This window comes from Bacillota bacterium, assembly GCA_024655925.1.
Taxonomy (GTDB): Bacteria; Bacillota; DTU025; order DTU025; family JANLFS01; genus JANLFS01.
The window spans coordinates 1-19,945 of the sequence record JANLFS010000029.1 but is presented as its reverse complement, the minus strand read 5'-3'; the positions used below and the strand labels follow the sequence as shown (position 1 = coordinate 19,945).

Here is a 19,945-nt window from a genome sequence, read left to right as displayed (position 1 = left end):
GTGGCCCGGAAACGAGTGATCATTATCCTTCTTGCGGCATGTGTCATGGTTGCCGGGGGTTTCCTCGGATACCGCCTGGTCGCCGGACGCCGCGCCCCTGTGGACGGTCAGGCAGCGGATCCACCAATCACGCTCGGGCCAGTGTTTCAGTTTCAGCCATTCATAGTGAACGTCGCGGAGAGTGGAGCGCGCAGGTATCTCAAATGCACGATGTCCATGGAGCTGTCGAGTGCCGCGGGCATTCAGGAAGCGCAGGAGAAGGCCGCACTCCTCAGGGACGTCGTCATCGACGTTCTTTCCTCAAAGAGACTCGCGGACCTCGAGGCGGGACCACCAAGGGATGCTCTCCGGAAGGAGCTTGCCGACACGTTGAATTCCCTGATCAGCAGGGCACAGGTGGAAAGGATTCTCTTCTCCGAGTTCGTGCTGCAGTAGGAGCGTGAGCATTCGGAAATGTCAGAAGTGCTGACGCAGGAAGAGATAAACGCGCTCCTCGCCCAGTTTGCCAAGGCGGACGAGGCGGCCGAGAAGCCCAAGGAGTCCATAGCGGATGGGAGGGCCTATCGTGTCTATGACTTCAAGCGTCCCAACAGGTTCTCCCGGGACCAGCTCAGGACCATTCACATGCTCCATGAGACATTTGCCCGGTACCTGTCGACCGCGTTGTCCGGGCACCTCCGTACCGCGGTAAAGGTGAGCCTCACTGACGTACAGCAGCGGATCTACGACGAGTACCTGAGCGCCCTGAAGTCCCCGGCCGTCCTCTACATCTTCTCTGCTGAACCTCTGGATGGGAAGGCCATCATAGAGCTGAACCCATACATCGTCTTCGTCATGATCGACAGGCTCATGGGGGGCCAGGGACGAGCCCGGGGCAGGGTTCGTGAACTGACAGAGATCGAAGAGACCTTGGTTCGCACGATGATGACTCGGGCCATGAGGAACCTGAAAGACGCGTGGGAAACCATGGTCTCTCTGACGCCGCACATAGACCAGTACGAGTCCAACCCTCAGTTCGCTCAGATAGTCTCCCCGAACGACACGGTTTGCCTGATGACCTTTGAAGTGAAAGTGGGCGAGGCGTCTGGATCGATGAGCATGTGCATACCCCATTCTACGCTCCAGCCGGTTCTGCTCAAACTCAGTGCACAACAGTGGTACCAGAAGGCAAGGAAGATAACTTCACCCAAGTCCACGAGCACCATAGCAGCGGGCCTTGAGCGTGTGAGGGTGCCCGTCACGGCTAGGCTGGGGACGGCCGAAGTGACTGTCCGGGAAGCGCTGGACCTGGATATCGGGGATGTGATCATGCTCAACGAGCGGGCAGGTCAGGAGATAACAGTGATAGTGGGGAACACCCCCAAGTTCAGGGCCATACCTGGGCTTGTCAGTCGGAGAATCGCGGTGCAGGTGACTGAGGTTGTCTCATCTGAGCAGTGAGGTGATCACCATGGCAAGTGACAAGGGCGGAGCACCGTTTGGCTGGAGTGATGGACCACCTGATAAACTCCTGGAGCAGTTGAAGTGCAAAGAAGACGCCGTGCCCGAGTTCGACCTGACTCCCGAGTCCCCAGAGGCATCAGCGGGAGGAATTGTCCCTGATTCCGCGCAAGAGGCGGCCGGGCAGCCGCGGGCGGCTGGACCCACGGCGGATCGGGTAGTCAACGGCCGTGTGGGCGCAGGTGCGGCGAACGTGCAGCCGGTGCAGTTCATGCCGTTCTCAAGCCGTAGCGTGGAGACGGGTAGACGCAACATCGACCTTCTGATGGACGTGCCCCTCCCCGTAGTCGTTGAGCTGGGCAGGACTACCATGTTGGTCAGGGACATTCTGTCCATCGGCCCGGGGTCCGTAATTGAGCTCGAGAAGGCCGCTGGAGAGAACGTGGACATCCTGGTAAACGGCAGGCTGATAGCCCGAGGAGAGGTTGTCGTAATAGAGGAGAACTTCGGAGTCAGGATCGTCGAGTTCGTCTCCAACCCTGAGAACGCAGTGCCGAATTGATCCGAAAGGACGGTGGAGAGCGTGGAAGACACCGCAGTGGCGGTTCTTGCCCGGACCATCCTGGCAATGGGGATAGTCGTGGGCCTCATATACGCCGCCGCCTTTGGATTCAGGCGATGGCAGGGATTCTCCCTGCTCCGCGTGGCCGGGGGGGCACCGCGGCGTCTCCGGGTGCTCGAAACCGTACGACTCGGACCTGACGCCGGGGTACATTTGGTCTCTGTGGACGGCAGGACGCTTCTGATCGGGTCCGGGCGTGGTCACGTGCCTGTGGTACTCGAAGAGATGGACCTCGGAGAAAACGCGCGTGTAGTTGGTACCGGGGACCGCAGGCCTTTCGTGGCTCATCTCCAGGGGGCAGGCCACGCAGGGAAGGACGAGACAGAATGAGCGGGCGACAGAGAACACCGAAATCCGCATGGCAGGCTCTACGCTGGGCCACATTGGTCACGGCATGGGCTGTGCTGGCTTGTCTGGTGTCAGGAGGTGTCTTACGGTGCTATGCGGCCCCTGTCACGATCCCGGGGATAAGCATCGGGGTTGGTACCGCTGACCGTCCGGAGGAGGTTGCGGTCACCCTGCAGATCCTCGCTATCCTGACAGTCCTCTCACTTGCACCGGCTATCATACTCCTCATGACCTCATTCACGAGAATAGTGGTAGTGCTCGCGTTCGCCCGGAATGCTCTTGGGACGCAGCAAGTTCCCCCGAACCAGGTGATGATCGGGCTGGCACTCTTCATGACCCTCTTTGTCATGATGCCTGTGTTCTCGCAGGTAAACACGGTGGCACTCCAGCCCTACATGTCCGGGGCGATCAGTCAGGACCAGGCACTGGCCCGTGCAGCCGTGCCCATTCGAGAGTTCATGGCCAAGCAGACAAGGGAGAAGGACCTCGCGCTGTTCGTGGAGCTTGCGGGACTGGGAAAGCCGGTAAACCTGGATGAGGTACCGACCTACGTGATGATACCGGCGTTTGTCATCAGTGAGCTCAAGTCCGCGTTTCAGATGGGTTTTGTCCTCTACGTCCCGTTTCTTGTCATCGATATGCTGGTGTCCAGCGTCCTGATGTCCATGGGCATGATGATGCTTCCACCTGCAATGATATCGCTTCCATTCAAGATTCTTCTCTTTGTGCTCGTGGATGGGTGGGGGCTTCTGGTCAAATCCCTGGTCCAGAGCTTCGCCCGGTAGGCGCGAAGGCGCAGATGAGGCGCAGATGGTGAGGTGGTTCTGATGTCAGAAGCCACGGTGACAGCCATATCAGCCAGAGCGCTATACACAGCTCTGATGCTGGGCCTGCCCGTGCTCGGCGTGGCTGTCCTGGTCGGGGTGGTGGTAAGTGTGATCCAGGCGGCCACTCAGATACAGGAGATGACTCTGACCTTCGTCCCAAAGATGCTAGCCATCGCGGCAGTGCTTCTGATCGCCGGGCCGTGGATGATCGCCACAATGGTGGGGTTTGCACGGGAGATGTTCAACATGCTCCCGGCTCTGGCGAAGTAAGTGGAAGGCGGTGCTGCATCCGGGATGTATCTTCCGGGAGTCACCGAGCGGGAATTCCTCGTCTTCATCCTGGTTCTGGTCCGGATGACGGGCCTGTTCGTCATCGCCCCGGTCTTCGGGAACCGGAGCGTCCCGGCCCAGATCAAGGTGGGACTGGCGTTCGCGGCTTCCGTGGTGGCCTGGCCGCTTGCGGCCGAGCCGGTGTTTGCCGTGCCGGGCAGCGTCTGGGCACTTGCCTCTCTCGTAGGCAGCGAGCTGTTGATCGGGGCGGTAGTGGGGTACGTGGCTCTGTTGGTCTTCGCTGCCGTCCAACTTGCCGGACAGGTTGTAGATATGCAGATGGGGTTTGGCCTGGCGAACATCGTCGACCCTTCGTGGGGCGGCCAAGTCACGGTGCTGGGGCAGTTCAAGTTCCTCGTTGCCACGCTCCTCTTTCTCGCGGCCAATGGGCATCACAGCGTGGTGGGAGGGGTGGTCGCGAGCTACCGGGCGATTCCATTGGGCGCGGCCTCGTTCGGCCCCGAAGTGTTCAGTCTCCTGGTGGCCGAGTTCTCCGCAGTCTTCTCATCCGCCGTGCGCGTGGCCTTGCCAGTCGTCGCGGCCCTCATAGCGGCGGAACTGGCTCTCGGCGTCCTGTCGCGCAGTGTGCCGCACATGAACGTGCTCATGGTCGGGTTTCCTCTGAAGATCGTGATCGGGCTGGGCGTGATGGTTCTGGCTCTTCCGGGCATGTGTGACTACCTTCTAGTGGCTTTTCGTGAGATGCGAGGGGATATCATCTCGGCGCTCAGGGCCTTCTGAGGCAGGTGAGACCGGGTGGCTGGCGAGGACAGAACAGAACAGGCAACACCAAGAAGACGTCAGGAAGCGCGGGAGCGAGGACAGGTTGCCAAAAGCACAGATCTCAATTCCGCGCTGGGCTTCGTGGTCTCTCTTGCCGTCATCCAGTTCGCGTTCTCGTTATCTGGAAGGACGGTCGCCCAGTTCATGGTCAGGTCGACGGCTGCCATGGTGAACCTGGAGCTTACGGAGGCTTCAGCCGTGCGATGGCTGGCGGAAGCGGGCACGAGTCTCCTGATCGCTGCGGCGCCCGTGCTTGGCGCCGCGATGCTGACCGGAATCACCGCCAATCTTGCCCAAGTAGGGTTTGTCGTGGCGCCCAAGGCCCTCATGCCTCAGCTGAGCCGGCTGGACATCGTGGCCGGCCTGGGGCGGATGATGTCCAAGCGGTCCTTGGTCGAACTCGGGAAAGCCATAGCGAAAGCAGTCGTGGTTGGCTACTTCGGATACACGGGTCTTCGGGCCAGACTTCCAGGGCTCCTTTCGCTGACCTCCGCGGACATGAGAGGTGCGCTTGCAGCGGCCGGCGGGGCGATCCTGAGCGTGGGCACCCGCATGGCGATCCCGATTCTCGCGATCGGGATCGGGGACTACATCTACCAGCGGCTCGAATTCGAGAAGAACTTGCGCATGACGAAACAGGAGGCCCGGGAAGAACTCAAGCAGCAAGAGGGTGACCCTCTGATCCGTGGGAGGATACGGGCGCGCCAGCGTCAGATGGCGATGCACCGTATGATGCAGGAAGTCAAAAGAGCGGACGTGGTAGTCACCAACCCCACGCATTATGCAGTGGCGCTCCGGTACGACGCTGAGAGGATGCGGGCCCCGAAAGTGGTGGCGAAAGGCCAGAGGCTCATAGCCCTGAGAATCCGGGAGATCGCGAGGGAAGCCGGCGTGCCCACGGTCGAGAACCCCCCGGTTGCGCAGGCACTCTACAAGACTGTTGAGATAGGACATGAGATTCCGCCCGAGCTCTACCGGGCAGTCGCCGAAGTCTTAGCCTTCGTGTACAGGCTGTCCGGGGAACGCGCGAAGGGGGGTGTAGCAGGTGGCGGCGGTTGAGTCATCGCAGTCCAGGTTGTCGAAGCTGGTTGCGTACGGCGACGTGCTCATTGCGGGAGCAGTGATCCTGATCCTGCTGATGATGGTTGTCCCGTTGCCTCCTATCGTACTCGACCTGCTGCTGACTATGAACATCACCTTCGCCCTCATAATACTGCTCGTGACCATGTACACCAATGAACCCTTGCAGTTTTCCGTCTTTCCATCGCTGCTTCTAGTTGCAACCCTATTCCGGCTTGCGCTGAATGTGTCGTCCACCCGGCTCATACTCCTGCGCGGCTACGCCGGCGCGGTCATCCAGGCTTTCGGCAGCTTCGTGGTGGGCGGCAACTACATCGTGGGCATGGTCATCTTCTTGATCCTTGTCATAATCCAGTTCGTGGTGATAACGAACGGCGCAGGACGCGTGGCCGAAGTGGCCGCCAGATTCACCCTCGATGCCATGCCGGGCAAGCAGATGAGCATTGATGCGGATCTCAACGCCGGGCTGGTGACCGAGGCGGATGCGAGAAAGAGACGGGCTGCCATCGAGCAGGAAGCAGATTTCTACGGGGCGATGGACGGTGCAAGCAAGTTCGTCAGAGGAGACGCCATTGCTGGAATAGTCATTATAATTATCAACATCATCGGCGGGATTCTGATCGGCATCATCCAGCTTGGCATCCCGGTGATGGAAGCGCTCAGGAAGTACGCCTTGTTGACTGTAGGCGATGGCCTGGTGAGTCAGATACCCGCTCTCCTGATCTCCACGGCGACCGGTATTGTGGTGACCCGGGCGGCATCAGACTCCAACCTCGGGCAGGACCTGGCATCTCAGATCCTTGCCCAGCCAAGGGCCATCGCGATTTCTTCAGGCCTGCTGGTGGTCTTTGGGATGATACCTGGTCTTCCAAAGGCGCCTTTCTTCGTCCTGGCGGCTGTGGCAGGTATACTGTCTTACGTTCTCGCTCGCATGAAGCGGTCAGAGGAGATTCAGCCACCGGAGGAGGGTCCCTCGGCAGAGAACCCCGCGGCTCCAGAAGACGTGATGTCCCTTCTCCGAGTTGAACCAATGGAGTTGAACTTCGGCTATTCCCTGATCCCTCTGGTTGACATCGATCAAGGTGGGGATCTAAGAGACCGTGTCGCGGGTGTGAGGCGGCAGATCGCGCTGGAGCTCGGAATCATAGTCCCACCGGTCCGCATACGTGACGACATCCAGGCCAAGCCGAACGAGTACATAGTCAAGATCAAAGGTGTTGAAGTGGCAAGAGGGCAGGTCATCCCAGATCACTACATGGCCATGAATCCAGGCACTGCAGCGGATGAGATCCCAGGCACAGCGACTCGGGAGCCGGCGTTCGGGCTTCCGGCCGTCTGGATATCTGCGTCGCAGAAGGCCGAGGCAGAGATGCTCGGATATACCGTTGTGGATGCAGGGTCTGTCATTGCGACTCACCTGTCTGAAGTCATCAAGGCGCGGGCCCCAGAGCTTCTGACGAGGCAGGACACGAAGAACCTGATAGACAACGTCCGGGAGACCGCCCCCGCAGTGGTTGAGGAACTGATTCCCTCACAGATGACCGTAGGAGAAGTGCAAAGGGTTCTTCAGAACTTGCTGGCTGAGCGGATTTCCGTAAGGGACCTCTCCACCATCCTGGAGGCCCTGGGAGACGCGGCCGGCAGCCTAAAGGACCCAGATGCGCTCACGGAGTTCGTGAGATCCCGCATGAGCCGGTCAATATGCAGCCAGTACGCTGGTGAAGACGGGATCGCCGTGCTTACGATCGAGCCCAGTCTGGAGCAGATGCTTCTCGAGTCGATGCGCCGCACTGAGCAAGGCACCTTCCTTGCGCCTGATCCTAAGATCTACCGAAGTCTCATAGCTAGCCTGGTGCGTGAGGCCGAGCGGATGGCGGCGTCCGGGCGGCAGCCTATCCTCTTGACTTCGTCGAATCTCCGGCTGCATTTGCGAAGGTTGATCGAAAGGAGTGCCCCGTCAGTGGTGGTGCTGTCATACAGCGAGATCGTACCGGAAGTGAAGGTCAACGCGTGTGGGATGGTGAGCCTGGGAGATGAGGGTGAAAAGATACGAAGGTTCGACGATGAAGGAAGCCCTGGACTTGGTGAGGCTTGACCTCGGCCCTGACGCGGTGATCCTTGAGGCCAGGAAGCATCAGGCACGCGGGTTTGCGCGTCTTCTGGGCCTGGCGGGGCTCTTGCGAAAACCTCGTGTCCAGGTCACCGCGGCCGTAGACATCGGTGTCCAGGAGCCAGATTTCCGCGCCACCCTCCTCGAGAGGGAGCTCGCCGGCCTTGGGCGGGTCACCCGGGGACATGCAGACGAGAGACCCCTGTCGCCGAGAGTCGCGGAGATATATGCCATGTTGGTGGCGCAGGACATCTCGGAGGATGCCGCACTGTCCCTCGCGGAGAGGGTTGGGCTACTGGTCCGGCCGGAACCCCGTAACGATGCGGAGTTCCGAAGGAAGGCCTCCCTGGAGCTTGCGTCCCTGGTCCCACTGGCAGGGCCAACGAGGGTCGTACCTGGGCGAAGGAAGGTCGTAGGGTTCGTTGGACCGACCGGAGTAGGCAAGACGACCACCATAGCAAAACTGGCTGCGCATTTCTCATTGGTGCAGCGAGCAAGGGTCGCGCTGATAACCTCGGATACCTATAGAATCGCCGCGGTCGAACAGATCCGTGTGTACGCGGAGATCATAGGGGTTCCTCTGGATGTGGCTCCAGGCGCCCGGGATATGCAGGATGCACTCAGGCGAGGAACTGACTTCGAAGTGATACTGATCGACACGGCCGGGCGGAGCCCAAACAACCTGGGAAGGATGTACGATCTGAAGAACCTGATGGACGCGGCATCCGCGGAGGAGGTGCACCTGGTGCTCTCCGCGACAACTAGGAGGGGAGACCTGGAAAGGCTTGTGGACAGGTTTGGAGTAGTGGGGTTCGATCGAATCGTACTGACGAAGCTGGATGAGAGTGCAAACTTTGGCGCGGCCTTCAATGTGACCGCGCGGTCCGGCAAGCCCCTCTCGTACTTCACCACCGGCCAGAATGTGCCAGAGGACATAGAGGCGGCAACCTGCGATCGCCTTGCCGAGATGGTGATGGGGCGGTGGAGCGGAGACAGCAGGCACCGGAGTGCTTGGATCAATCAACCCATGGAGGGGGAAGTGTGAGATGTTGGACCAGGCTGAAGTCCTGAGAGGGATGGGGAGCTTACCCACGGAGAAGCCCGTGAGGCGCGCCGTAAGCCCGGCGCCTGGTGGGACCAGGGTCATAGCCGTTACCAGCGGCAAGGGTGGGGTCGGAAAAACGAATTTCGTCATCAACCTCGCTGTGGTACTGTCGGACCTCGGGGCTAGAGTCACCATACTCGACGCTGACATGGGCCTCGCCAATGTCGACGTGATTCTCGGGATATCTCCCAGGCATAACCTGCACCATGTGATCAACGGGACTCTCTCGTTGAGAGAGATCGTGGTCAGGGGTCCGCGGGACGTGGAGATCATCCCTGGGGGCTCCGGACTCAGGGAGATAGCAGACCTGGATCAGTCCGCCCGCCAGGCATTGATCTCATCCCTGACCGATGTCGTACAGGGGAGAGACATCCTGGTGGTGGACACTGGGGCTGGGCTGTCCAGGAACGTCATGGACTTCGTCCTGGCCACGAGGGAAGTCGTGGTCATTACTGCGCCCGAGCCCACAGCAATGGCCGACGCCTATGCCATGATAAAGGTCATCTCCAGGGAGAAGCCTGACACCACCGTCCGTCTCGTGGTCAACCAGTGCTCGAGCAGGGAGGAAGCCCAGCACGTGGCGGACCAGCTGAGCCTTCTCTCCAATAGGTTTCTGAGCTTCAACGTGGATGCCCTCGGCTACCTGCCGATCGATCCTGCAGTCCCGAAAGCGGTGAAACAGCGTCAGATCTTCGCACTGGCCTTCCCGTATTGTCCAGCGTCGGCGGCCATGCTCGCTATCGCTCGCAGGCTGCGGGGCATTCCCAAACCGCCGGGCGAGGACCCTGGGCTCTCGACCTTCGTCAGGAGACTTCTCGGAGTTACCGAACCGGACTATCTCCTTTAGTTCCCGGCCGATGGCCGTGATGTCGACGGACGTGAAGCCGGGCAAGGCGGGCTCGATGGGGGGATTTCGATGCACGCTCCAGCCATCGCCGCGGATGCGCGGATAACCGTGAGGAACAAATCCCTGGAAGGAGCCCCAAGGTTCAAGACTAAGGTGGAGCGGGTACTACCTCATGGCGCGATGATCTACGCTCCCCTGACTGACGACTACAGGTCAGTGCTCAGTCCAGGCGATGAGGTTGAGTTGGGATATCCGGACCGGGGGGCGGTCTACTACTACGACTCAGAGGTGGTGAGCGAAGTCCATGACAGGGTCAGACTCCTCGAGATCTCTGAGCCCAGGTTCAACCGGCGGGAGCAGCGCCGTGAGCACGTCAGAGTGGAGGCGTACATGTATATCAATTACGCTGTGCCCACTGATGAACCTGAAGACAGCCTGACCTGGAAAAAAGCAGTGACACGGGATATCAGTGGCGGGGGACTCGCGCTCTACCTCGGCAGCCGGGCGGCAGAGCTCGCGCCCGGCACGCGCGTCAAGATTCTTATCCCCCTGGACGCTGACTCGGAGCCTGTTGAGATAGAAGGAGAAATCGTGAGGGTCGAAGCGGCCGAACTGGGCAAGAAGCCCGGAACGTGTGCTGGTGTCAGATTCACACGCATAACCGAGGGCCAGCGCACGATGGTAGTGAGATTCGTCTTCGCAAGGCAGCGAATGCTCATTAAGAATAGCCGGCGGCAACGGTAACTCAACCGGCGGGAGGGATCCGAGATGGAAAGCCCTTTGGGCCTCTGGAAGACTTACGCGGCGACTAGGGATCCTGAACTCAGGGAGAGACTGATTATGCAATACGTTGGGCTGGTCCGCTATATCGTGGGCCGAATGCCCCAGGCGTCACTCCCCGGCGTAGACTCGGATGATCTCGTCGGCTACGGCATCTTAGGATTGATAGACGCGGTGGAACGTTATGATATAGACCGCGGGGTCAAGTTCGAGACTTACGCCATGACACGAATCAGGGGCGCCATAATCGACCACTTGAGAAGCATGGACTGGGTCCCCCGATCCGTCAGGCAGAAAGCGAGGGATATCGAGAGGGCGATTAACGCCGCGGAGTTCAAGCTGGGCAGGCAGGTGAGAGACGAGGACGTGGCCGCCGAGCTTCACCTGGACATCGAAACCTACCACGAGTGGATCTCCGAGATAAGCAAAGCCTCATACCTGTCCTTGGATGAGCTGATCTGTGTTGACGAGGATAACAACTTCGCCACCATGATGGATTTCGTGCGGGACTCGGCGAGTCCTGACCCAGAGATGGTCTTCGAGGTCTCCGAACTCAGGGACGTTCTTGCGCGCGCAATTGATGCCCTTCCGGAAAGGGAGAAACTTGTGATCACACTCTACTACTACGACGAGCTGACGATCCGAGAGATCGCAAGCATACTAGGGGTTTCTGAGTCCAGGGTGTCTCAACTGCATACTAAGGGAATGCTCAGACTGAGGGTTAAGATCCAGCAACTCAAGGAGAGAATGGCGGTGTAGCTGCCCCAACCCCGCGCAGACGACAACAAGAACCGGACGCCATGGTCTGTGCCCACGGCGTCCGGGACGGTTGCGCATTTGGCGCCGGCTACGCCTTCGCAGGCGCATGAACGCGATCGACCTTGTCCGAAGGCACGGACTCCTCGAGTTCAACCTCCCGAGGCAGGATCAGGTTGAGGCCGGCCCCGAGCAACGTCGCAAGACTCATGCCGGCGAACTTGAACGGCCCGATCGGGACGATCACCGAGGACAGGCCAAACACCAGGACCGCAGCAGCGATGATCCTGTTTCGGGTGACATTCATGTCTGCCCCTCTGAATAGCGTGGACACGCCGACCGAGGCGATCATCCCGAAAAGGAGTATGCTGATTCCGCCCATGACGGGGACGGGAATGCTCTGGATTACGCCTCCCACCTTCCCAAGAAAGGCCAGTGCGAGTGCGAAGACTGCCGCTCCGCGCAGGATTGCGGGGTCGTAGACCCGCGTGAGGCTGAGCGTCGCAGTGTTCTCGCTGTAAGTCGTGTTCGCAGGGCCACCCAGGCACCCGGCGAGGGACGTCGCAAGGCCGTCACCAAGGATGGTTCTCCATAGGCCGGGATCCTTCACGAAGTCCTTGCCAACCACAGCCCCGTTGGCATTGATGTCACCCCAATGCTCGATCAGGGTAACCACGGCTACAGGCGCGATGATGGCAATGGCTTCCCACCGAAACGCCGGTAAGGTGAGAGCCGGCACACCGATCCAGGCGGCTGAGGCGACTGGGGTGAAATCCACAATACCAGCCACGAGGGATATGACGTACCCAGCGGAGACCGCAATCAGGATCGGAAGCATCTGCAAGAATCCCCTAAAAGCGAGGGAAGTCAGGGCGGCGATGAGGAAGACCACCATGGCTATTGTCCAGTTCTGTGAGGCCATATCGATAGCTACGGGGGATAGGGTCAGACCGATGACCATGATGACACTCCCTGTGACCACCGGTGGGAAGAGGATCCGGAAGAACCTATGTCCTGCGAACCTCACAATGAGCGCGACGACCACGTAGACTAGTCCGGCTGCAACTATGCCGCCGAGCGCATAAGCCATTCCGAACTCCTTGGAGACCATCTGGATCACCGGGATGAATGCAAATGACGAGCCCAGAAAGATGGGGACTTTCATTCCGGTGACGAAGTGGAAGAGGAGAGTTCCGATGCCTGCGGTGAGAAGGGCGGTGCTGGGGTTGAGGCCGGTAAGGTAAGGGACAAGGACTGTGGCGCCGAACATGGCGATTGCGTGCTGGACGGACAGCACGGCCTTGGTGCCGGTTCTCATCTGTTTGCCTCCTCAAATCGGGCCTCTCTGGACCCGTTTATTTGGTGGGACACGTACTATATGCAACTTTACCACAAGAACCGATGACTTACAACGGCAGAATCTGGCCGGTCTCATTCAGGCCACTCAGCGTGCGCAGGTCTGAAGCTCCCTAGTCCAGAACCATGGTCTTGACCGACACAGATTCGACACCGGACAGGCTCTGGCTGAGCTGAGCAATGTCGGAGCTGTCCCCGGAAAGCTCAAGGAGGATCAACCCCCTGTCCTCGCAACCTCGGTTGAGGCCGAGCCTCGCCTCGATCAGGCAGCCGAACCTGGTAAGGATCTCCTGAACCTCCGGGGCGTGGGTGGACCTGTGATCTATCTGGACCGCCATCACAGCTCTTTGTTCCACTCCGGCTCTCACAAACCTCCGATCATCGGGAACTGCCGGTACGGTATTCTGTCTCTTGACGGTCCAAAGTATCCGCCGGCCTTCTCGATTCCGGGAGCTCGGGCGTCTCCGACCATCAGGCCCTCAGCGTGAGTCCTTCTACACGAGATGAGCAAGGAGTTCTTTGAGGAACCACTCTACGTCGCTGACTATCCCCACTGCCTGGAAAGTGCCACGATCCGCGAGCTTGGTGACGGTGGCAGGGTTGATATCCACGCAGACCGTGCGGACGCGCGCCGGAAGAAGGTTGCCCGTGGCTATCGAATGGAGCATGGTCGAGAGCATCAGGGCCAGCTCCACACCGGGGAGGCACTTGCGCATCTCGTCCTGCGCTTGGGTGGTGTCCGTTATCACATCGGGCAAGGGGCCATCGTCCCTGATCGACCCAGCCAGGACATAATCCACCCCATGGGTTATGACCGCATGCATCACCCCGCGGGTGAGGAGTCCCGACTCCACGGCCTTGCGCAGGCCCCCGGCCCGGCGGATGGTGTTAATGGCGCGCAGATGATGGGCATGGCCCTCTTTCGCGGACACCCCGTTCTCCAGGTAGAGCCCGAGCGACGTCCCGAAGAGAACCGACTCTACGTCGTGGACTGCCAACGCATTGCCGGTGAAGAAGACTTGAACATACCCGGCCTCGATGAGAGATACGAGATGACGTCCGGCCCCAGTGTGGATTACCGCAGGCCCCGCCACCACCAGGATCTTGCCGCCACGGGCGCGGGCCTCTTTCATCTCCCGTGCGACATCGGCCACGATGAGCCCTTTAGGGCGTTCACTCGACACTTGACTTCCCATGAATGAGAATACCTCGCGGTGGCGTGCTCTCTCGAGGGGTACGACCCGTATGCCGCGGCGCCCAACTACTATGCTCTGCCCCGGCCGCGCCTTGTGCAGGGGCACACACATGGCCGAGGCGCGCTCGGTGTCAACCGCGATTGCGCAGTCCATCTCGATGTTGTCGACCGGGATCCACCGCCCCCGCCACTTGACGAATGTATCCAAGTTGGTGGAGGAATAGAAGCCCTCGGGGAACACACCTTCCTGTTCAACGGGGGCGAGTATGACCTCCTCCTCATCCACGACGGCTGCGCCGAGTTCCTGGGCGGCAGCGATGATGGCATCCAGAGTCTCGTGATCCTCTGCTGTGATCTCCAACCGCGCGTAGCTCGTATCCACCTTGGTTCTGCCAATACGGACCTCGGTGATCTTGAAGTCCCCTCCAAGATCCATCACTGCGTCCATAACCCGAGGAAGGATACGGGAGTCTATGATGTGTCCTGTGAGCTCAATTGCTGTTGTGTGCATGTGGTGCGACCTTCCTTCGTCTCGGCCCGGGCCTACCGGTGTTGCCCGTTCCCGTTGTCGTCTTCGTTCGCATGACTAGCATCCGAATGCGGGAGGATCCAGTAGAACCCCTTGTCCCTGGCCATGAGCCCGTTCATGATCATCTCCCGCCGGAGTGTAGCATAGTCCGGATGGTACTGCGAGAGGATCGCATTTACTTCCCGCTCGGGGTACTTGACCCCTGGCGAGAAGAGACCGGACAGCCTCTCCAGTATGTAAAGCCGCTTCTTTCGCTGGGCGGGGTATGATTTCAGCTTTCCATTCTCGGTGAAGTCGTTCCACACTTTCTCGGATTCGTTCGAGGGTCTCTCATGCCGTTCCTCTCCACGGAGGTATTCGCCCATCTCCAGGAGTGGGCGAAGGTTCTGAGAGTACAGATGAGATGTGTTCACACGCTGCACAGTCACAAGTCCGGCGTTCCTGAGGACTGACATATGATGGGTTATGGTGGGCTGCGAGAGGCTCAGAGCCTCCGCGATCTCCTTTCCGTTTAGATCGCCTTCGCTCAATAGAGCCATTATGCGGATGCGCGCTGGGTCCGCGAGCGCCTTGTACACCTCGACCAGCCTGTCTAGCTGCTCTGAGCTGAGGTTGGACAGAGCCATGGTCCATCGCCCCTTTCAATTATCGCCGCGGGCACAATGCTTTGATGATAATCTAATTAGACATATATCAAATTCAGGGTAGGGTGTCAACGGCCTCCTGCGGACGCCCGCAGGTATTCGGGATCCTCTGCCGAATTGTCATCAGAGGTCCTGAAGCCCGGGACGATGCTGGGGAAGAGAGGTGACCAGTTTGATAGTTGCGAAAGTAGTTGGGACTGTTGTATGTACAAGAAAGGACGAGAAACTCACAGGGGCCAAGCTTCAGGTGGTTCAGCCCGTGAGCCTGATGGACGGATCGCCCGACGGCAAGCCCATAGTCGCTGTTGACAGTGTGGGCGCGGGGCAGGGCGAGGTCGTACTGGTGGTGAGCGGGAGCTCTGCCCGACAGACCTCGAGAACCCAGAACACTCCGGTCGATGCCACGATCATGGCGATCGTGGACACTATCGAGGTTGACGGGAAGGTCCGGTTCCGCAAGGAGGCATAGGAGCGTGTATACCGCGAAAGTCATAGGCCACGTCGTGGCCACCCAGAAGGACCCAAGCCTGGTCGGGGCCAAGCTTCTTGTGGTCACCCAAGTAGACGCAGCAGGCAGGCCTGTCGGAAAGCCCCACGTGGCTGTGGACACCGTCGGCGCCGGGGCGGGAGAATACGTAACCGTAGTCCGTGGCCGGGAGGCTGGTATGCCATTGCCGGTTCCAATGGCCCCGGTGGACGCGGGGATCGTCGGCATAATCGACACCTTCGGCCGGGTCGAGGGGAGGTGAGAGTGTGGTCCTGGCCAAAGTGGTGGGCACGGTGGTCGCCACCCAGAAGGACCCTAACTTCGTCGGGGCCAAGCTCCTGATCTGCGATATCGCCGAAGTGGATGCGAAGCTCACCGGATCCGAGCTAGTCGCCATCGACACTGTTGGAGCCGGAGTGGGCGACTACGTCCTGGTGGTCTCGGAAGGCAACTCCTCACGTCAGGCCATGAAGAGAAAAGACGCTCCGGTCGACTCGACGATAGTCGGGATCGTGGACCGCATAGACGCGTTTGGCTGCACTCTGAAGGTACTCTGAGGGCGGCTCGAGCCAATAATCTCAAGGAGGTCTTGAGTGTGGGGGTCGGAAGGCAGTTACTTCGGAGAATCGGCCTTGCGGACGCGGCGGACATGAGCACTCAATCCCTGGTGCTTCTGGCGTTTCTCATTCCGATGTCACTCTTTCTCACTGCCGACCAGAACGTGCTCAATCCCAACCTCCTACTGGTCCAAGAGGAGTTTGACGTGTCCCTGTACGATCTTGGCGCGGTCAGTTCCGCCTTCACCATCGTGGGGGCTATCGTCACTCTGGTCTGGGGGTATCTGACCGACAAGTATTCGCGAAGATGGCTTCTCGCCATCACCGTGCTCTTGGGCGAGATCCCCTGTTTCCTCACGGGGTTCGCCCGGACTTACGATCAGTTGTTCCTCATGAGAGTCCTTACTGGGCTGGGTGTGGGCGGTGTGCTCCCCCTGGAGTTTTCCCTGATCGGAGACTACTTCACCACCAAGGAAAGACCTACTGCGAACGCCTGGATCGGGACTGCGATGGGGCTCGGAATGGCTTTCGGTCAGCTCATGGCGGGGCTTGTGGGTCCCACCTACGGGTGGCGCCTTCCTTTCATAGTTGCGGCGGTCCCGAACTTCGTCCTGGTGCCGCTCTTCCTGATGTTCTCGCGGGAGCCGAGGCGGGGCGAGGGCGAGGACGAGCTTCGGGCGCTCGTGCGGCGGGGAAAGGAATACACAGAGAAAGCGTCTCTGGGCGCGTACAAGAGACTGTTCCAGGTTCCCACCAACCTCCTGGCTTTCCTTCAGGGTCTCCCCGGCTGCATACCCTGGGGCATACTTCCGTTCCTCATCGTGACTTTCTATGTGCAAGAGAAAGGATTCAGTATCGAACAGGCGACTGTCATGTCTCTGGTATTTGGGGCCGGCGCGATCATCGGTGGCCTCCAGGGTGGAATATGGGGCAACGCCCTCTACAACCAGAACCGCGCCTATCTGCCTCTGCTGAACGGCGTGACTACCATAATCGGGACGGTTCCTTTCTTCGCCGTAGTCCTCTGGCCCATACCCCAGAACCCAGGTTTCGGCGCGATCGTCTTTCCTTCAATACTTGCTTTCGCAGGCGGCTGGCTCATAGGCATCACTAGCCCCAACGTGAAGGCGTTGCTCTTGAATGTTAACCCACCCGAGACCCGCGGCTCCATATTCGCCGTCTTCAACCTCACTGATTCTGTGGGCAAGGGAGTTGGTCCGATCCTCGGCGGGTGGCTTGCGGTCAGGTATGGCCTCACCTCCACCATGCTGTTCGCAGTCGCGTGGTGGGTGGTGTGTGGGCTCATCTGGTTCCCGATAGCGAGGACCAGCCCTCGCGACGAAGACAAACTCCGCGCGCTCATGGCAAGGCGCGCGGAGGAGATGTCGCGGGAGTGACCGATGGATTCTCTCGGCGTTCACTGCATGTGCGAAAGCTTCTGCTCGAGGAGGCCGATCAGTAGACGAACCGTCCGGGGCCCATCAACTGCCGCCCGGGCCTCTGCCTTCCAACGCCAAGCCTCTGCAAGTCTCTGCCGAATTCCGGGGTGAGCTGCGAGCCGGTTTGCCATTTCCGGGGTAAACCGCATGGCGATGCGTCTCTGGGCTGGGCCTGGCATGCCGGGGGAGCTGGGGCGTCTAGAGCCCGTTTGCAGTAAGGCTTCAAGGCGACGAGCTTGAGATGCGGTCAGAAGGGATGCCGCCTCGGTCCTGAACTTCTTTAAGGAAAGCTGCAAGGCCTGTCTTTCGAGCTGAAGCCGTCTGTCCAGCTCACGGAGAGAAGCTCCCTCCTTTCCCTCGAGCAGCTCGCCCTTCAGGGACTCAAGTAGGCTGACCATGTTAGTCTGCCGTGCGGTGATTTCGGCATCAAGCTCACGAAGAAGCCGCAGGAGCGCTTCCGTCTGGTCTCGCGTGAGTCCCAGTTCGCTGATGGCAGAGAGCATCTTCACCTCGAGCCGCAGCTTCGCAACGTCAGCTGACCCTGGGTCCGCCGCGCGGGCGCGCACGGACGAGAACGTGAACACGAGAAGCAAACCCAATGCCACAAGAATGTGTCGCCTCACGTCTGCCTGGCTCCTTTCTTAGTCATTATTGGATCGGGCGATGGGGATCGTACCCGCTCCGTGATGGTTAGACGACGGTCCCCATGTATTGTTCATCCCGCCAGGTTTCACCGTAGTGGCGCAGAAACCTCGTTGGCGCCGCGCGCAGATGGGCCATTAACGACTTGGGGGCATGAGCTCGAATGATCGATTGCAGGGGTCTCCGGGTTCATGTACACTCGGGATAGGGTCCTCTGAGACCCGGCTTCAATAAGGGGGTTTGAGAGAGAATCATGGATGCGATTGAGGCCATCAAGACCAGGAGAAGTGTGCGAAGGTACCTGCCAACCCCAGTCCCGCGGGAGGTCATCGAGGACATCGTCGACTGTGGGCGGATGGCGCCCACAGCCAGAGGGGACCAGCCCTGGGAGTTTATCGTTGTGACTGATCAGAAGACCCGGGAGGCCTTGGCTGCAGTGGCCACCTGGGGCAAGTTCATAGCGGACGCTCCAGTCTGCGTGGCAGTGTTCGCACGGCCCACCCCGCGCTACGTTGAGGACTGCTCCGCGGCTGTAGAGAACATGCTGCTCGCGGCGCACGCTCACGGGTTGGGGACATGCTGGGTCGCAGGGCACGACACATCCTATGCCCCCGAAATCGGCCGTATCTTGGGGGTCCCCACATCCCACAGACTGGTGGCGCTCTTCCCTGTGGGCTACCACGAGGACAAGCCTATCGCACACAAGCGGAGCCTCTCGGACGTGCTGCACTGGGAGAGGTACTGACTTGACCGGACTATCGAGCCGCAGGAGCTGTTGAGGCCAATTGATGCCTGAGGCATGGAGACCTGAACCTGCGCGGCACATATGGCTGATCGGTGCGTGCATCCTGGCTCTTGCCGCGTCTGTTTGGGCGGGCAGTGCCAGGGTGCCCGCCTCGCTTACGTACGCCCTGGAAGACTCAGACTTCCTCGATCGTGACGTGCCCATCCTGCGAACATTCATCCAGATGGCATCCGCAATCCAAGGGCGGGACGCCCCTTTGGAGGCTGTGAGGAGGTTCGTCGATTCGAGGTCTTCTGCAGGTGCGGTGAAGGCGGACAGGAGCTCAGAGGAGGCAGAGATGGCACTGCACGCTCACCGCCTGGTACTTGAGGAGTCCGGAGGAGAGTGGGTATCTGAGGTGCAGGCTGCTCGAATCAGGGAGATCCTCGACCGCCTCGCACGGGTCACCGGTGAACGTGCTGACTGGTACAGCGTCACCATCCTCGACTCCCTCCGGGTCAATGCGGTCTCGACGGCGGATGGAAGGATCTACATCACACGCGGCCTCGTCACCACGTCCGGGGATGACGAAATAGCCATGGTGCTTGCCCACGAAATGCACCACATCCGCTCTGGCCACTGGATGAACTGGTGGGTGCCGTCAGTCGGGCCGGCACTTCCGCCTCCGGAGGATGGCCCGGCCGTGCAGGCACTGGTAGACGCAGGAGTATCGCAGCTTGCTGGCGAGGCTGTGACCTCCTACGCCCAGGAGTTCGAGGCGGACGCCCGGGCCGTTCTCCACGCGTCCTGGGCTGGGTTCGAGCCCACGCGGATGTACCGGACACTGACGAGACTTCCCCAGATGCCGGTAACCAGCCATCCCACGGTGTCGGACCGCATCGCGGGGGTCCGCAAGGTGATTGGTGCAATGTTGGACCAGGCCTGGATTCAGTCGTTCCACCCAGTGCGGGTTGCGCAGCGGGCCATTGTCAGCGAAGTCGAGAAGGGCCGGGCACCTGAACCATCCCGGAGTGCGCAAGGGTTCCCGGGGGCCAGGGCTGTGGCAGAGGCGTGCCGGCAGGTTCTGGACAAGCTCGACACACTCGAATCACGTATGAGGACGGCGGAGCGGAGAGCCCCGACCCGGCCTGAGAACCTGCCCCGGGGGAGCGGAAGGATCGTAGGGCGACCCGCGTTCGTCTCATCCTCTCTCGCCGCTGTCGATGTGAGTGTCGATACGTCCCTGGGAAAAGCGTCCTCAGGATCAGTGGGGGTGACTTGCGGAAGGGTCTGGCTTGCCAGAGTGAATGGGGCCTGGGTCCCTGTGGTCGCCCAGACTGCGTC

Annotated in this window: 23 protein-coding genes and 1 pseudogene; 19 read left to right on the top strand and 5 right to left on the bottom strand. The window is 60.1% G+C overall.

Translation table 11 applies throughout. The features are described 5' to 3' along the window. The 13 genes and pseudogenes from NUW23_06245 to NUW23_06185 all read left to right on the top strand — a co-directional run bounded on the left by NUW23_06245 (position 1) and on the right by NUW23_06185 (position 11,031). The gene (locus tag NUW23_06245) at positions 1-435 is read left to right on the top strand and encodes a flagellar basal body-associated FliL family protein (GenBank protein MCR4425778.1); all 435 of its coding nucleotides are present in this window, start codon (positions 1-3) and stop codon (positions 433-435) included. A gap of 18 nt (positions 436-453) precedes the next feature. Next, positions 454-1,440: a flagellar motor switch protein FliM gene (gene fliM, locus NUW23_06240; protein MCR4425777.1), complete on the top strand. Its 987-nt coding sequence runs from the start codon at positions 454-456 to the stop codon at positions 1,438-1,440. A gap of 250 nt (positions 1,441-1,690) precedes the next feature. Continuing rightward, positions 1,691-2,002 (top strand): annotated as a pseudogene (gene fliN, locus NUW23_06235) (flagellar motor switch protein FliN). Between the two features lie 21 nt (positions 2,003-2,023). Further along, positions 2,024-2,392: a flagellar biosynthetic protein FliO gene (locus NUW23_06230; GenBank protein MCR4425776.1), complete on the top strand. Its 369-nt coding sequence runs from the start codon at positions 2,024-2,026 to the stop codon at positions 2,390-2,392. Beyond that, complete coding sequence (fliP, locus tag NUW23_06225; protein ID MCR4425775.1) at positions 2,389-3,195, top strand: flagellar type III secretion system pore protein FliP; 807 nt, start codon at positions 2,389-2,391, stop codon at positions 3,193-3,195. The genes NUW23_06230 and fliP overlap by 4 nt, the downstream gene beginning before the upstream one ends. 42 nt (positions 3,196-3,237) lie before the next feature. Then, positions 3,238-3,507 carry a flagellar biosynthesis protein FliQ gene (gene fliQ / locus NUW23_06220; protein ID MCR4425774.1) on the top strand — a complete coding sequence of 90 codons (270 nt, stop codon included), beginning with the start codon at positions 3,238-3,240 and terminating at the stop codon, positions 3,505-3,507. Between the two features lie 24 nt (positions 3,508-3,531). Continuing rightward, the gene (fliR, locus tag NUW23_06215) at positions 3,532-4,308 is read left to right on the top strand and encodes a flagellar biosynthetic protein FliR (GenBank protein ID MCR4425773.1); all 777 of its coding nucleotides are present in this window, start codon (positions 3,532-3,534) and stop codon (positions 4,306-4,308) included. Positions 4,309-4,323: 15 nt separating this feature from the next. Further along, positions 4,324-5,409 carry a flagellar biosynthesis protein FlhB gene (gene flhB, locus NUW23_06210; protein ID MCR4425772.1) on the top strand — a complete coding sequence of 362 codons (1,086 nt, stop codon included), beginning with the start codon at positions 4,324-4,326 and terminating at the stop codon, positions 5,407-5,409. Continuing rightward, positions 5,396-7,525 carry a flagellar biosynthesis protein FlhA gene (flhA, locus tag NUW23_06205; GenBank protein ID MCR4425771.1) on the top strand — a complete coding sequence of 710 codons (2,130 nt, stop codon included), beginning with the start codon at positions 5,396-5,398 and terminating at the stop codon, positions 7,523-7,525. Before flhB ends, flhA begins: the two co-directional genes overlap by 14 nt. Then, entirely contained in the window at positions 7,494-8,585 is a 1,092-nt protein-coding gene (locus NUW23_06200; GenBank protein MCR4425770.1) for a flagellar GTP-binding protein, read from the top strand. The genes flhA and NUW23_06200 overlap by 32 nt, the downstream gene beginning before the upstream one ends. 1 nt (position 8,586) lies before the next feature. Further along, the gene (locus tag NUW23_06195; protein ID MCR4425769.1) at positions 8,587-9,492 is read left to right on the top strand and encodes a MinD/ParA family protein; all 906 of its coding nucleotides are present in this window, start codon (positions 8,587-8,589) and stop codon (positions 9,490-9,492) included. Between the two features lie 69 nt (positions 9,493-9,561). Then, positions 9,562-10,236, top strand: a complete 675-nt coding sequence (locus NUW23_06190; GenBank protein ID MCR4425768.1) for a PilZ domain-containing protein — start codon at positions 9,562-9,564, stop codon at positions 10,234-10,236. 24 nt (positions 10,237-10,260) lie between these two features. After that, positions 10,261-11,031: a FliA/WhiG family RNA polymerase sigma factor gene (locus NUW23_06185; GenBank protein ID MCR4425767.1), complete on the top strand. Its 771-nt coding sequence runs from the start codon at positions 10,261-10,263 to the stop codon at positions 11,029-11,031. Between the two features lie 88 nt (positions 11,032-11,119). On the opposite strand, the gene NUW23_06180 is transcribed toward NUW23_06185, so the two are convergent. The 4 genes from NUW23_06180 to NUW23_06165 form a co-directional block, all read right to left on the bottom strand. Then, positions 11,120-12,346, bottom strand: coding sequence for an NCS2 family nucleobase:cation symporter (locus NUW23_06180; protein ID MCR4425766.1), 1,227 nt, complete (start codon positions 12,344-12,346; stop codon positions 11,120-11,122). Between the two features lie 151 nt (positions 12,347-12,497). Continuing rightward, positions 12,498-12,740: a hypothetical protein gene (locus NUW23_06175; GenBank protein MCR4425765.1), complete on the bottom strand. Its 243-nt coding sequence runs from the start codon at positions 12,738-12,740 to the stop codon at positions 12,498-12,500. A gap of 138 nt (positions 12,741-12,878) precedes the next feature. Next, complete coding sequence (locus NUW23_06170) at positions 12,879-14,090, bottom strand: TIGR00300 family protein (protein MCR4425764.1); 1,212 nt, start codon at positions 14,088-14,090, stop codon at positions 12,879-12,881. Positions 14,091-14,122: 32 nt separating this feature from the next. Then, positions 14,123-14,734, bottom strand: a complete 612-nt coding sequence (locus NUW23_06165) for a metalloregulator ArsR/SmtB family transcription factor (protein ID MCR4425763.1) — start codon at positions 14,732-14,734, stop codon at positions 14,123-14,125. 190 nt (positions 14,735-14,924) lie between these two features. Here NUW23_06165 and NUW23_06160 point away from each other — a divergent pair, with 190 nt between their 5' ends. Genes NUW23_06160 through NUW23_06145 form a run of 4 tightly spaced genes read left to right on the top strand, consistent with a single transcriptional unit; the run spans position 14,925 to position 17,193 of the window. Continuing rightward, the gene (locus tag NUW23_06160; GenBank protein ID MCR4425762.1) at positions 14,925-15,221 is read left to right on the top strand and encodes a EutN/CcmL family microcompartment protein; all 297 of its coding nucleotides are present in this window, start codon (positions 14,925-14,927) and stop codon (positions 15,219-15,221) included. 4 nt (positions 15,222-15,225) lie between these two features. Continuing rightward, positions 15,226-15,501, top strand: coding sequence for a EutN/CcmL family microcompartment protein (locus NUW23_06155; protein ID MCR4425761.1), 276 nt, complete (start codon positions 15,226-15,228; stop codon positions 15,499-15,501). 4 nt (positions 15,502-15,505) lie between these two features. After that, positions 15,506-15,796, top strand: a complete 291-nt coding sequence (locus NUW23_06150; GenBank protein MCR4425760.1) for a EutN/CcmL family microcompartment protein — start codon at positions 15,506-15,508, stop codon at positions 15,794-15,796. Between the two features lie 38 nt (positions 15,797-15,834). Beyond that, positions 15,835-17,193: an MFS transporter gene (locus tag NUW23_06145; GenBank protein MCR4425759.1), complete on the top strand. Its 1,359-nt coding sequence runs from the start codon at positions 15,835-15,837 to the stop codon at positions 17,191-17,193. A gap of 20 nt (positions 17,194-17,213) precedes the next feature. Here the strand turns inward: NUW23_06145 and NUW23_06140 are convergent, their stop codons facing one another. Next, positions 17,214-17,858 (bottom strand): hypothetical protein, encoded by a 645-nt coding sequence (locus NUW23_06140; GenBank protein MCR4425758.1) that lies wholly within the window; start codon positions 17,856-17,858, stop codon positions 17,214-17,216. A 272-nt stretch (positions 17,859-18,130) separates the two neighbouring features. On the opposite strand from NUW23_06140, the gene NUW23_06135 reads away from it, so the two are divergent. Continuing rightward, positions 18,131-18,622, top strand: coding sequence for a nitroreductase family protein (locus NUW23_06135; protein MCR4425757.1), 492 nt, complete (start codon positions 18,131-18,133; stop codon positions 18,620-18,622). A 43-nt stretch (positions 18,623-18,665) separates the two neighbouring features. Next, on the top strand, positions 18,666-19,945 hold a 1,280-nt coding region (locus NUW23_06130; protein ID MCR4425756.1), incomplete at its 3' end, for a M48 family metallopeptidase.